This is a genomic window from Streptomyces sp. NBC_00038 (assembly GCF_026343635.1).
Classification (GTDB): Bacteria; Actinomycetota; Actinomycetes; order Streptomycetales; family Streptomycetaceae; genus Streptomyces.
On the sequence record NZ_JAPELQ010000001.1, the window covers coordinates 4277860 to 4291009 of the forward strand.

The following is a 13150-nucleotide window of genomic DNA, read 5'->3' on the forward strand; positions in this document are numbered from 1 at the left end:
ACTCGGTGACTTTCACCTCCTCCTCCCCCATGGGCAAGATCTACACCCCAACCGAAGCGGGTGATTGCAAAAAACCCGCGGCACGGCATTCGGATTAACGAGGTACGGCCTGCGCCATTGCCTCACAACCGAACATATCTCGCCCGGACGGATGTCGTCACCCTCTACTGCGGCGTACCTCCGTTCAGGTGAATTGGTCGAGTCATTACCTGCAACGATGCAAGTTCCTGGTCAGTTCCGGTTTATTTCGAACGAGTCCGGTGGCGCCACGATCACTGCCGCGCAGATCATGACTCCCGCTCCGCCCATACCCACTGCGCCTCCCGTTCCGCGCCGGCCCGCCACACCCCGGGCCGCCTGCGCTCCGTCTGCCCTGGCCGCCGTTTTCTCTGCCCCGCAGTCCCCTGCCGCTACCCGTTCCGCCACCCGGTGGGCGTCGTCGGCGTCGGTGTCCGGCACCGCCGTCCGCACGGCACGAGCCGCCTCCGTCAGCGAGGCGCCCGTCGTCATCAAGTCGTCCACGAGCACGATCCGGCCGCCGTCCGCCAACAGCCGTTCACCCCCTGCGGCCACCTCCAGGGCGCCCGCGAGATTGTCCAGCCGCTGCCGGGAGTTGAGCCCCGCCTGGTCCACCACGGCACGCCTCTGCCGCAGCACTGCGAGCACCCGGGCCGGAGTCCCCGTACGACGCAGCTCACCCGCCGCGGCGAGAGCGATCCGCCGCGCCGGATCATGGCCTCGCGCCCGCACCGCCCGCCGCGAGGAGGGCACGGGAACCAGCAGCACGCCCCCGCGCCCGACTCCGCCGACAGCTCCCGGCGGCACCTGCCCGCTCCCCGCCCACGGCTGCCCGCCACCGACTCCCGCTCGGTCGTCCCGAACCCACGGCCGACCCCCCTGCTCCCTTCGCGACCCGCTCGCCCTCGGCCGACCACCGACAGTCCCCGGCGACCCGCAGCCTGCTCCCGACGGAGCCTCGGTCCACAGCTGCCCGTTCCCGCCCCTCAGCGAGCCCTCCGAGGCCGTGAGCCGCCTCTCCTGCACTGGGAGACCCGCGTACCCCAGTCCCGCCCGCACAGCCCCGGCCAGGGCCGCCCCGAGGGGACCCGCGAGCATCAGCGCCCCCCGTTCCTTGTGGGCGAGGAGCACCGCCCGTACCTCGTCCTCGTAGGGAGCCGCCGCGTGCACCACAGGCAGCCCGGTCGGCTCCGGCACCGGTCGCACCCGGCTCGGTGCGGCCCCGGTCAGGGCGGCACGGCACTCGGTACAGAGCACCGTGCGAGGCCTCCCGCAGCCCCCGCACTCGGCCGGCAGCACCAGATCCGTGAGGTCCTGCCACCACCCCCGCATGCCCACCACTGTGCCAAGGCACGGGCCGACCGGCCACCCCTGTGGATAACCCCCTGTGGACAACCGGCGCGGCCGCCGGAAAGCTCCGCCGACCCGCAGACACGCCACCCGCACAGCCGTCACCCGCAAGACAGCGGCGCCACCCGGGATGGACCGAGCACTACCCGGGATAGACCGGCGCCGTCCCGTCCTTGACCACCTTCTGCCACTGCTCCCCCGACGACAGCCGCACGATCCCGTCCTCCTCCGAGTGCGCCACCAGCGGCAGCCGCTCGTCCTCGGAAGCGGCGATCTCCTTCACGCCCGTCAGCGCGGAGGGCGCCGTACCCACCGGAGTGGAGCCGTCGACCTGGACGTACCCCATCTGCTGCACGCCGCCTTCCTCGCGCCCGACCACCACGAGCCGGCTGTCCCCGGCCCACGACATGGCCGTGACCTCCTCCAGCTGCGGTGCCGCGGCACGCAGTTCGAGGATCGAGACGACGGGCCGCTCACCGGACTTGGTGTCGCGCTCGATACGCCCGATCTGCAGTGAGCTCTTGCCGTCCTTCTCGACGATCAGCGCGATCCGCACCCCGTCGGCGGCGACCCGCACGGCGTCGATACGCCCGTCGAGGCCCGGTGCCGACACCACCAGCGGTTCGCCCGCACCCTTCTCCAGCAGAAGGAGCCGGGGCTTCTTGGTATCGCGATCGGCCACCCACAGGTCGCCCCGTCCGTCCCAACTCGGCGTCGTCAGCCGGTCGTCCGCGGTCTTGCCCTCGCTGTGCAGCACCGCCTCCCCGAGCGAACTGCCCGACACCAGCGACCCGACATACAGCGAACTCCCGTCGGTCGAGACCCCGGCCGCGATGTCCTCGTCCCGCGACACCGCTGCCGCCCGCAGCTTCGTGTCACCCTCGCCCAGCGCACCGGGCACCGGCTCGGGATCCTTGTCCCCGTTGCCGCTGGGCATCCGTACAAGACGCTGCTTGGCATCGATGAAGTACTGGTAGACGGGCGCCTGCCCCGTGCCGTGCGAGGCCACGGTCTCCGCCCCGTCCGCATCGACCGCACACAGCTGCGAGCCGTCCGACTTCTGCAGCTCCACCTCCTCCACCCCCGTGGGTGTCAGGTCCTGGAGCGTGAAGAGGAGTTGGGCCGCCATCTTGTTGCACTGCGCCTCTCCGACACGGTCGGCCTTGCTGTTCAGCGGAACGGTGACCCAGTTGCGGTCGTCCGGCGAGAGGGACTTGACGCCCTTCTTCAGCTCCGTACCGGAGGGGAAGCTAGACGTCACCACGGGGTCCAGCCAACTGGTGGGCCCCTCCAGGAGGGTGCGGACCATCTCCGTCATCGGATCCACCTCCCCGCGCACATAGACCGGGTCGGCGACAGTCCTGAGCAGTCCGCCCTGTCCATCCGTCCCGGAGGACACGTCCGAAGCGAAGTAGTACTTGTTGACGGACTCGTAGTTGCGCTCGAAGTCGGACTTGCCCATCACCACACCCGGGGGCAGCCCGTCGATGCGCCACTGCTTGTCCTTCTGCTGAATGAGATGCACGGACGCGGTGTACGAGCCGGAGTCCGGCGCGTACGCGTGCTGCGCGTCCACCGTGGCTACCTTCCTGCCGCTCAGCTGGTACAGGAAGCCGTCCTCGTCGCCTTCTCTGCTCGCCGAGTGCACCAGCTCGGTGTTGGGTCCGTCCGCGAGGACCGCCGTGGACCGGTAGGGATCCCACGTCTTGCGAGCGGTCGCCGCCAGGTACTTGAATGCCGTCTCGTACTGCGGGTCGTCGCTGGTCAGCGCCTCCAGGAAGCCCCGCACGATCTCCGCCGGCTGAGCGTCCTCCCGCGGTGGCACCGCGAAGACCCGGACCTGCGAGTCCGCTCGCGGCGTGGACTCGACGTCACGCAGATCCCCGCGGTCCGGCATCGAGGCGCACCCGGCCAGCAGCAGCGCGCCGCAGCCGACGTACGCCCCCACTCGCACCGGACGCCGTCGACCGCTTCTCCGCTCGCGGTCAGCGCCCACGAAATGCCTCCCCTTGTCCGAGCCCCTCCGGCTCCCCGCCGACGGGCTCGCGCTGCTGCACGGTCCGCTCCCCGCCCGCGGCAGGTGCGTCGTCCGGACGTCGTACGGCGCCGGTCGGCCGGGGCACCACGCGCGCGCCGTTGCCCGGCAGCGCCGTCGGATCGGCCGTGGGGGACGCCCCTGCCATGCGCGGCACCACGGGCGTCCGCTGCGGCGCGCTCCCGCCCGTGGGCTGCTGCACCGGCACCGTCGCGAGCTTGCCACCGCCCCCGAGCGGCAGACCGGCCTCATTAAGTCCACGATTACGTCGTGAGTCCTTGGGCTCCAGCGGTATCGGCGACCCCCGCAGCGGCTCGTCCGCCGTCCGGGGCAGCGTGAGCCGGAACTGCGAACCGCCACCCGGCTCACCCCAGGCCTGCAGCCAGCCGCCGTGCAGACGCGCGTCCTCCAGGGCGATGGACAGCCCGAGCCCGGTTCCGCCCGTAGTACGCGCGCGTGCCGGGTCCGCCCGCCAGAAGCGGCTGAAGACCCGGGTCGCCTCACCGGGCTTGAGCCCCACCCCGTAGTCGCGCACCGCGACCGCGACCGCGCCACCCGCCGCGGCCAGCTTGACCACGACGTCCCTGCCTTCGCCGTGCTCCACGGCGTTGACGACGAGATTGCGCAGCACCCGCTCCACCCGCCGGGCATCCGCCTCGGCGATCACCGGCTGCTGGTCGCCGACGACCCGTATCTGGGTGCCCTTGCGCTCGGCGAGCGGATCGGCCCCGCTGACGACCCTTCGTACGACCTCACGAAGGTCTATCGGCTCGGCCTCTAGGGCCGCCGCACCCGCGTCGAAGCGGCTGATCTCCAGCAGGTCCGCGAGCAGCGTCTCGAATCGGTCCAGCTGGTCGGCGAGCAGCTCGGCGGACCGGGCGGTCATCGGGTCGAAGTCCACGCGCGCGTCATGGATGACGTCGGCCGCCATCCGCACGGTCGTCAGCGGCGTACGCAGCTCGTGCGAGACGTCGGACACGAACCGCCGCTGCATCCGCGACAGGTCCTCCAGCTGCTGGATCTTGAGCTGCAGGTTCTGCGCCATCTTGTTGAAGGCCTCGCCGAGCCGCGCGATGTCGTCCTCGCCGGTGACCTTCATACGTTCCTGGAGGCGCCCTGCGGACAACCGCTCGGCGATGCCCGCGGCCATCCGTACCGGCGTGACGACCTGGCGCACCACGAGCCAGGCGATGGCCCCGAGGAGCACCACGACGAACAGCCCCGCCGTGGCGAGCGTCCCCTTGACCAGGCTCAGCGACTTCTCCTCCTGCGTCAGCGGGAAGAGGTAGTAGAGCTGGTATTTGTCGCCGTTGGGGTCGGTGACCTGCTTGCCGATGACCAGCGCGGGCTGCGAGTCCTTGGCGTCCTTGTAGACGACCCGCGTATAGCTCTGGGCCGCCGCCGTGCTGTCGTCGATACGGGTGCGCAGGTCCTCCGGCACGCTCAGCGTCGGGTCGACGTTGCCGGAGGAACGCGGGCCGAGCCCGGCGCCGCCGGCACCGGCCGCGGTGGAGCTGAGCGTGACGACGTCGAAGGCACCCTGGCCACCGCTGGAGAGGGACACCACGAGGTCGCTCATCCACTGGCTGACGTTCTTCGCGGGACGACCGTCGGTGCTCGAAGCGTCGGCACCGTTCGCCGTCTCCGCCGAGTCCGCGTTCTGCTCGGCCACCGAGAATCCACCGGTGGCCTGGCTCTGCGAGGCCTTCACCTTGGCGTCCAGCAGGCCGTTGCGCACCTGCCCGATGACGACGAAGCCGAGCAGCAGCACCACGCCGAGCGACATCAGCAGCGTGGTGACGACGATCTTGAGCTGGATGTTGCGCCGCCACAGCCGCATCACGGGCAGCAGCGGACGGCGCACCCAGCGCATGAACAGCCGAAGGACCGGGCTGCCCTGGACTCCGCCCTGAAGCAGCCCGCCCTCGACGAACTGGGCCCAGCGGGAGCCCGTCACCTTCCGGCCGACAGGCCGCCCCGACCGGACCCCCGGCTCACCGGGCGCCGAAGCGGCACTGTCCCGGGACATGTCAGCTCGGTCCGGCCTTGTAACCGACGCCACGGACGGTCACCACGATCTCCGGCCGCTCCGGGTCCTTCTCGACCTTGGAGCGCAGCCGCTGGACATGGACGTTGACCAGGCGGGTGTCCGCCGCGTGCCGGTAGCCCCACACCTGCTCGAGGAGCACCTCCCGCGTGAACACCTGCCACGGCTTGCGGGCCAGCGCCACCAGGAGATCGAACTCCAGCGGCGTCAGCGCGATCGACAGCCCGTCCCGCTTCACAGAGTGACCGGCCACATCGATGACAAGATCACCTATGGCCAGCTGCTCCGGCGCCGGCTCCTCGGAACGGCGCAGCCGCGCCCTGATCCGCGCAACCAGCTCCTTTGGCTTGAACGGCTTCACGATGTAGTCGTCGGCGCCGGACTCGAGGCCCACCACGACATCGACGGTGTCGCTCTTCGCCGTGAGCATCACGATCGGCACCCCGGACTCCGCCCTGATCAGGCGGCACACCTCGATACCGTCCCGGCCGGGAAGCATCAGGTCCAGGAGCACCAGATCGGGCTTGCTCTCACGGAAAGCGGCCAGCGCCTTGTCGCCGTCGGCTACGAAAGACGGCTCAAAACCTTCACCACGCAACACAATGCCGAGCATCTCGGCCAGTGCGGTGTCGTCATCGACGACAAGGACTCGTCCCTTCATAAACGACATCATCCCATTAACTAAATCGTTACCTGGCGTGACCTGTCACACAGCTCGGCAAGCGCCTCAGCTGTCACGGGCGACACAGCGCCCTCTTCGGTCACGATCGCCGTCACCAACTCGGGCGGCGTCACATCGAATGCCGGGTTGTACGCCTGGGTTCCCAGGGGTGCCACCGGTATCCCGCCTCCCGCTTCCACTCCCGCCACCTGCACCTGCGGTGCTGTGATCTCCGTCACTTCATGACCTGCGCGCTGCTCGACCTCGATGGACGCCCCGTTCGGAGTGTCCAGGTCCACCGTCGTCACCGGCGCCACCACGATGAACGGCACATGGTGGTACCGGGCCAGCACCGCGAGCGGATAGCTCCCCACCTTGTTCGCGACCGAACCGTCGGCCGCGATCCGGTCGGCCCCGATCAGCACCGCGTCCACCTCCCCCGCCGAGAACAGCGAACCCGCCGCGTTGTCCGTGAGCAAGGTGTACGCCATTCCGGTGCGCGCCGCCTCGTACGCCGTCAGGCGAGCACCTTGCAGCAAGGGCCGCGTTTCGTCCACCCACAGCCTGCGAAGCCGCCCGGCCCGGTGCGCCGCGAGGGCCACCGCGAACGCCGTGCCCTCCCCTCCGGACACCAGCGCCCCGGTGTTGCAGTGCGTCAGGATCCGGTGCCCGCCGCCCGGCAGCAGCTCGTCGAGCAGTGCCAGTCCGTGCCCGGCCATCCGGGCGCTGGCCTCGGCATCCTCCCGGTGCAGGGCCCGCGCCGCAGCGAGCGCCGCCCCGGCCGCCCGCTCCGGATCACCACCACCGGAGAGCACCGCACTGTACGCCGCCTGCGCCCTGCGCACTCCCACGCCGAGGTTCACCGCGGTCGGCCGGGCCCCGGCCAGCGCACGGGCGGCATCATCCACGTCGAAGCCGCGTACGGCGGCGAGCGCGACGCCGTACGCCCCGGCGATGCCGAGCAGCGGCGCCCCGCGCACGGCGAGCGTCCGGATCGCCTCCACCAGCGCGGGCGCGTCCGTGCACACCAGCTCGACTTCCTCGGCCGGCAGTCTCCGCTGGTCGAGAAGGACCAGTACGGGGCCTTCGGGCGGCTCGTCCCAGCGGATCGCCGGTATCTCCACCGGCCCACTGTCCTCGCGGTATTGCGCGTACTGATCAGCCATTCGCCCAGTCTGCCCCTTACCGGGCGGACAATTGAAGGTGTGCAGCTCATACGACCCCCGGTCCCCAGTCGCGCACACCGTGGCACGATGGCTGCCAACCTGCCGCCGCGCCTGCGGACGGGCACCGTGAAGGAGCGACGATGAACGACACTCCGGGCTGGGCCTCGCCCGGATCTGCCCCCTCCGACGGGCAGGAGCCGGACACCTCCGGCACCGCTCAGCCCACGGAGCAGCCCACGGACCAGGGCAGCACGGACCAGCCCGAAACTCCTTCGAAGTGGTCCAAAGAGCAGCCCCCGCCCGGCCAGTGGTCCGCCCCCAGCCCCCAGGACGCCGTCCCCGGCCAGGCCCCGCCACCACCTCCGCCCGGCCCGGGCTGGGGCGGCCAACACCCCGGCGGCCCAGGCGGATACGGAGGCCAGGGGGGCAACGGCGGTGGCGGACACGGCGGTTGGGGCGGCCAGGGTCCCGGCTACGGAGGCCCCGGTGGTCCCGGCGGCTGGGGAGGCAACTGGGGCGGCCCGCCGCCCGCGGCCAAGCCCGGCGTGATCCCGCTCCGTCCGCTCGGCATCGGCGAGATCCTCGACGGCGCGGTCTCCACGATGCGCACGTACTGGCGCACCGTCCTCGGCATCTCGCTGACCGTCGCGGTCGTCACGGAGATCGCGGTCATCCTGCTCCAGGGCTTCGTCCTGGACGACAGCGCCACCACGGACACCCTCAACGACTCGACCGCCACCGTCAGTGAACTGGGCAGCGCCCTGGGCACCACCCTGGCGAGTTCCGGTGCCGTCCTGCTCATCACCCTGCTCGGCACCATCATCGCGACGGCCCTGCTCACGACCGTGACCAGCCGCGCGGTGCTCGGCAAGCCGGTGACCACCTCCGAGGCCTGGCGGGATGCCCGTCCTCAGCTTCCGAAGCTGTTCGGCCTGACCGTCCTGCTGCCGCTCATCGCCATCGTGATCGTCGGCGTCGGCACCCTGCCCGGCGTACTCGTCGGAGTGACCGCCTCGGGCGACGCGGGCATCGCCCTCGCCGTCATCGGCGGACTCGGCGCCGGTGTCGTCGCCCTCTGGCTGATGATCCGCTTCTCGCTCGCCTCGCCCGCCCTGATGCTGGAGAAGCAGAGCGTCTTCAAGTCGATGAGCCGCTCCGCGAAGCTCGTCCGCGGCTCCTGGTGGCGGGTCCTCGGCATCCAGCTGCTCGCCACGATCATCGCCAACATCATGGCCTCGATCATCGTCATCCCGTTCGCCGTCATCGCCGCGGCCCTGAGCGGCGACGGCGTCACCGGCTTCTTCAGCAGCGACAGCGGCTCCCTCGGCTGGACGTTCCTCATCGTCAGCGGGATCGGCTCGGTGATCGGATCCATGCTCACCTTCCCGATCACCGCCGGCGTCACCGTGCTCCTCTACATCGACCAGCGCATCCGCCGCGAGGCCCTCGACCTCGACCTCGCGCGCGCGGCCGGCCTCCAGGACTACGGCTCCAGCGCCCACGGCACCACCCCGGGGAGCTGATGCGGTGAGCCTGGCGGGGGGAGTTCTCACAGCGGTACTGACACTGCCGCACAACGGCGCCACAGCCGTCCTGGCACTGCCGCTCACCGACGACGAACCGCCGGTGACGATCCCACGCGACCCCGCGCGGGAGGCGGCCGAGCGCGAGCTGTCCAAGCCGATGTACCACGAGAACGACCCCAGCCTGGCCCAGCGCGCCCTGGACGCCGTCTGGGACTGGATCGACAAACTGTTCGGCGCAGCCTCCACGGCAACCCCCGGTGGAGCGCTCGGACTTGCCGTCATCGTGCTGGCCGTACTGGCGGTCGCGGCCGCGCTGTGGTGGCGCCTGGGCACCCCGCACCGCGCACCCACATCGGCCCCGGCACTCTTCGACGACCGCCCCCGCAGCGCCGCCGAACACCGCGCGTCGGCCGACGCGCACGCCGCCCAGGGCCACTGGAACCAGGCCGTCCAGGAACGCATGCGCGCCATCGTCCGCTCCCTGGAGGAGCGCGCCCTTCTCGATCCGCGCCCCGGCCGCACCGCCGACGAGGCAGCCGCCGAAGCGGCCCGGACCCTGCCCTCCCACACGGACCGACTGCGCGCCGCAGCAAGGGACTTCGACGACGTCACGTACGGCGGACGAGCCGCAGCCCCGGGCACGTACGACCGCCTCACCGAGCTCGACCGCGACCTGGAGCGCGCCAAACCCGTGCTCGCGAGCAGCAGCGCCCGGAGCACGGCCCACAACACCCGCCAGGGGGCCGCCCCATGACCGAGGCCACCCTCCCGTCGACCTCCTCGACCTCGGCCTCGCCCACCGTCCGCCAGCGGTGGACGCGTGCCCGCGGGGTCGTCCTCGCGTTCGTGATCCTCCTGGCGGCAGCCGTCGCGATCGCCGCGGTCCGCTCCAACTCCCAGCACGGACGCCTCGACCCGCGCTCGGCCGATCCCTCCGGCAGCCGCGCCGTCGCCGAACTCCTGGCGGACCGCGACGTCTCCACGCGCGTGGTCACCACCCTGGCCGAGGCACGCGCCGCGGCCGCCCCCGACACCACCCTCCTGATCGCCGCCCCGGACCTGCTGACGGACCGACAGCAGACCCTCCTGCACGCGACGACCGAGAACTCCGGCGGCCGTACGATCCTGATCTCCCCGGCGTCGCCCTCCCTCGGCACCCTCGCCCCCGGAGTCACCGCCGACCCCGCGATCAGCTTCGACTCGAAGCTCTCCCCGAGCTGCGACCTGCCCGCCGCCCAGCGCGCGGGCACCGCCGACACCGGCGGCATCCGCTACACCACCGCCGATCCCGACACCGACGCGTGCTACCCCAGCGGCGGCCTGCCCACCCTGCTGCGCATCCCGGCCCCCGAGGGAGACGGCGACACCGTCGTACTCGGCGCCCCAGACATCCTCTACAACTCCCGCCTCGACGAGCACGGCAACGCCTCGCTCGCCCTGCAACTGCTCGGTTCCCGCCCCCACTTGGTCTGGTACCTCCCCTCGCTCTCCGATGCCTCGGCCACCGACGCCGGCGACCAGAGCTTCTTCGACCTGCTCCCCTCGGGCTGGCTCTGGGGCACGCTGCAGCTCTTCATCGCGGCAGGCCTGGCCGCCCTCTGGAGGGCACGCCGACTCGGCCCCCTCGTACCCGAACGCCTCCCCGTGGCGATCCGCGCCTCCGAAACCGTCGAAGGCCGCGCCCGCCTCTACCGCAAGGCCAACGCCCGCGACCGCGCGGCCACCGCCCTGCGCTCCACCACCCGCACTCGCCTCGCCCCCCTCGTAGGCGTCCCCGTCACCCAGGCGCACGCGCCCGAGTCCCTGCTCCACGCCCTGTCCGCCCAACTCCGCGACCAAGGCGACGGACAGGCCCTGCACTCCCTCCTCTTCGGGCCGCCACCCCGCGACGACGCGGCCCTCATCTCCCTCGCCGACCAACTCGACGCCCTCGAAAGAGAGGTACGCCATTCATGATGGACCCGACCACTGACAACGCCGGGAACACCGGGGACCAGGGCGCCGCCCGTGCCTCCCTGGAGGCCCTGCGCGCCGAAATCGCGAAAGCCGTGGTCGGCCAGGACCCCGCCGTGACCGGCCTCGTCGTCGCCCTCCTCTGCCGCGGACACGTTCTCCTCGAAGGAGTCCCCGGAGTCGCCAAGACGCTGCTCGTCCGAGCCCTCGCATCCGCGCTGGAACTCGACACCAAGCGCGTCCAGTTCACCCCCGACCTGATGCCGAGCGACATCACCGGCTCCCTCGTCTACGACTCCCGCAGCGCGGAGTTCTCCTTCCAGCCCGGCCCGGTCTTCACGAACCTCCTGCTCGCCGACGAGATCAACCGCACCCCGCCCAAGACCCAGTCCTCCCTCCTCGAAGCCATGGAGGAGCGCCAGGTCACGGTCGACGGCACCCCTCGCCCACTCCCCGAGCCGTTCCTGGTCGCCGCGACCCAGAACCCGGTCGAGTACGAGGGCACCTACCCCCTCCCCGAAGCCCAACTGGACCGTTTCCTCCTCAAACTGACGATCCCTCTCCCCTCCCGCCAGGACGAGATCAGCGTCCTCACACGCCACGCCGAGGGCTTCAACCCCCGCGACCTGCGCGCCGCCGGCGTACGCCCCGTAGCGGGCCCCGCCGACCTCGAAGCCGCCCGCGCCGCGGTCGCGAAGACATCCGTCTCCCCCGAAATCACCGGCTACGTAGTGGACATCTGCCGCGCCACCCGCGAATCCCCGTCCCTCACCCTCGGCGTCTCCCCGCGCGGCGCGACGGCCCTCCTCGCCACAGCGCGGGCCTGGGCCTGGCTGACGGGCCGCGACTACGTCATCCCGGACGACGTGAAGGCCCTCGCACTCCCCACCCTCCGCCACCGGATCCAACTCCGTCCCGAGGCCGAGATGGAGGGCGTGACCGCCGACTCCGTCATCAACGCGATCCTCGCCCACGTCCCCGTCCCCCGCTGATGGCACTCACCGGACGCGCCGCCCTCCTGGCAGCCCTGGGCGCACTCCCCATCGGCATCTGGGAGCCGAGCTGGGCAGGCATTCTCGCCGTCAACGCCCCCCTGGCCCTGGCCTGCGCCTGCGACGCCGCCCTGGCAGCACCCGTACGCCGCCTCGGCCTGACCCGCTCCGGAGACACCTCGGTACGCCTCGGCGAAACCGCCGACGTCACCCTGACCGTCACCAACCCCTCCGGCCGCCCCCTGCGCGCCCACCTCCGCGACGCCTGGCCACCCAGCAGCTGGGAACCCGGCACCGAAGTAGCCGCTTCCCGCCACCGTCTGACGGTCCCGCCCGGCGAGCGCCGCCGCCTGACCACCCGCCTACGCCCCACCCGCCGCGGCGACCGCCAGTCCGACCGCGTCACCATCCGCTCGTACGGCCCCCTCGGCCTCTTCTCCCGCCAGGGCAGCCACAAAGTCCCCTGGACGGTACGAGTCCTGCCGCCCTTCACCAGCCGCAAGCACCTCCCGTCCAGACTGGCCCGGCTCCGCGAACTCGACGGCCGCACCAGCGTGCTGACCCGCGGCGAGGGCACGGAATTCGACAGCCTTCGCGAGTACGTCCCCGGCGACGACACCCGTTCCATCGACTGGCGCGCCACAGCCCGCCGGACCACGGTCGCCGTACGCACCTGGCGCCCCGAACGCGACCGCCACATCCTTCTCGTCCTCGACACCGGCCGCACCTCTGCAGGCCGCGTCGGCGACGCCCCCCGCCTCGACTCCTCCATGGACGCCGCCCTCCTCCTCGGGGCACTCGCCTCCCGAGCCGGCGACCGCGTGGACCTCCTCGCATACGACCGCCGTGTACGCGCCCTCGTCCAGGGCCGAGCGGCAGGCGAGCTCCTTCCGTCCCTGGTCACGGCGATGGCAACCCTGGAACCGGAACTCGTCGAGACGGACGCACGCGGCCTCGCCGCCACAGCACTCCGTACAGCCCCACGCCGCTCCCTGATCGTGCTGCTGACGACCCTGGACGCGGCCCCCATCGAAGAAGGCCTGCTCCCCGTACTCTCCAGCCTGACCCAGCGCCACACAGTCCTCGTGGCATCAGTGGCGGACCCGCACATCGCCCAGATGGCAACGGCCAGGGGCAACACCGAAGCGGTCTACGAGGCAGCAGCCGCAGCCCAGGCCCAGACGGAACGCCACCGCACAGCCGAACAGCTACAACGCCACGGCGTCACTGTCGTCGACGCAACTCCGGACGACCTGGCGCCGGCCCTTGCGGATGCATATCTGGCGCTGAAGGCCGCGGGCCGGCTGTAAACAGACACGAAAGAACGGACACAGAACAAAAAAAGGGGGGGTCTCTCGCTTCCGAGAGACCCCCTAAACGCAGAAAACCCCTGTACCGGATT

Annotated in this window: 10 protein-coding genes; 5 read left to right on the forward strand and 5 right to left on the reverse strand. The window is 71.4% G+C overall.

Features of this window, described 5'->3' with window-relative positions:
* Positions 1-231 precede the first annotated feature (231 nt).
* The 5 genes from OG219_RS19380 to mtnA form a co-directional block, all read right to left on the reverse strand.
* Positions 232-1350, reverse strand: coding sequence for a ComF family protein (locus OG219_RS19380; protein ID WP_266828182.1), 1119 nt, complete (start codon positions 1348-1350; stop codon positions 232-234).
* 160 nt (positions 1351-1510) lie between these two features.
* Entirely contained in the window at positions 1511-3364 is a 1854-nt protein-coding gene (locus OG219_RS19385; RefSeq protein ID WP_266828184.1) for an LpqB family beta-propeller domain-containing protein, read from the reverse strand.
* Positions 3354-5432 (reverse strand): MtrAB system histidine kinase MtrB, encoded by a 2079-nt coding sequence (gene mtrB / locus OG219_RS19390; RefSeq protein WP_266828186.1) that lies wholly within the window; start codon positions 5430-5432, stop codon positions 3354-3356. Before mtrB ends, OG219_RS19385 begins: the two co-directional genes overlap by 11 nt.
* Before the next feature lies 1 nt (position 5433).
* On the reverse strand, positions 5434-6123 hold the full coding sequence (gene mtrA / locus OG219_RS19395; RefSeq protein ID WP_199820881.1) for a two-component system response regulator MtrA: 690 nt from the start codon (positions 6121-6123) through the stop codon (positions 5434-5436).
* Positions 6124-6131: 8 nt separating this feature from the next.
* A complete protein-coding gene (gene mtnA / locus OG219_RS19400; RefSeq protein WP_266828189.1) occupies positions 6132-7277 on the reverse strand; it encodes an S-methyl-5-thioribose-1-phosphate isomerase in 1146 nt (381 codons plus the stop codon).
* A 140-nt stretch (positions 7278-7417) separates the two neighbouring features.
* Between mtnA and OG219_RS19405 the strand changes: the two genes are divergently transcribed.
* From OG219_RS19405 to OG219_RS19425, 5 genes are read left to right on the forward strand one after another with little or no spacing between them, the layout of a single operon-like run.
* Positions 7418-8800: a glycerophosphoryl diester phosphodiesterase membrane domain-containing protein gene (locus OG219_RS19405; RefSeq protein ID WP_266828191.1), complete on the forward strand. Its 1383-nt coding sequence runs from the start codon at positions 7418-7420 to the stop codon at positions 8798-8800.
* A 4-nt stretch (positions 8801-8804) separates the two neighbouring features.
* Complete coding sequence (locus OG219_RS19410; protein ID WP_266828193.1) at positions 8805-9557, forward strand: DUF4129 domain-containing protein; 753 nt, start codon at positions 8805-8807, stop codon at positions 9555-9557.
* The gene (locus tag OG219_RS19415) at positions 9554-10759 is read left to right on the forward strand and encodes a DUF4350 domain-containing protein (protein ID WP_266828195.1); all 1206 of its coding nucleotides are present in this window, start codon (positions 9554-9556) and stop codon (positions 10757-10759) included. The genes OG219_RS19410 and OG219_RS19415 overlap by 4 nt, the downstream gene beginning before the upstream one ends.
* The gene (locus OG219_RS19420) at positions 10759-11748 is read left to right on the forward strand and encodes a MoxR family ATPase (RefSeq protein WP_266828197.1); all 990 of its coding nucleotides are present in this window, start codon (positions 10759-10761) and stop codon (positions 11746-11748) included. Before OG219_RS19415 ends, OG219_RS19420 begins: the two co-directional genes overlap by 1 nt.
* Positions 11748-13058, forward strand: coding sequence for a DUF58 domain-containing protein (locus OG219_RS19425; protein ID WP_266828199.1), 1311 nt, complete (start codon positions 11748-11750; stop codon positions 13056-13058). The genes OG219_RS19420 and OG219_RS19425 overlap by 1 nt, the downstream gene beginning before the upstream one ends.
* The last annotated feature ends 92 nt before the right edge of the window (positions 13059-13150 follow it).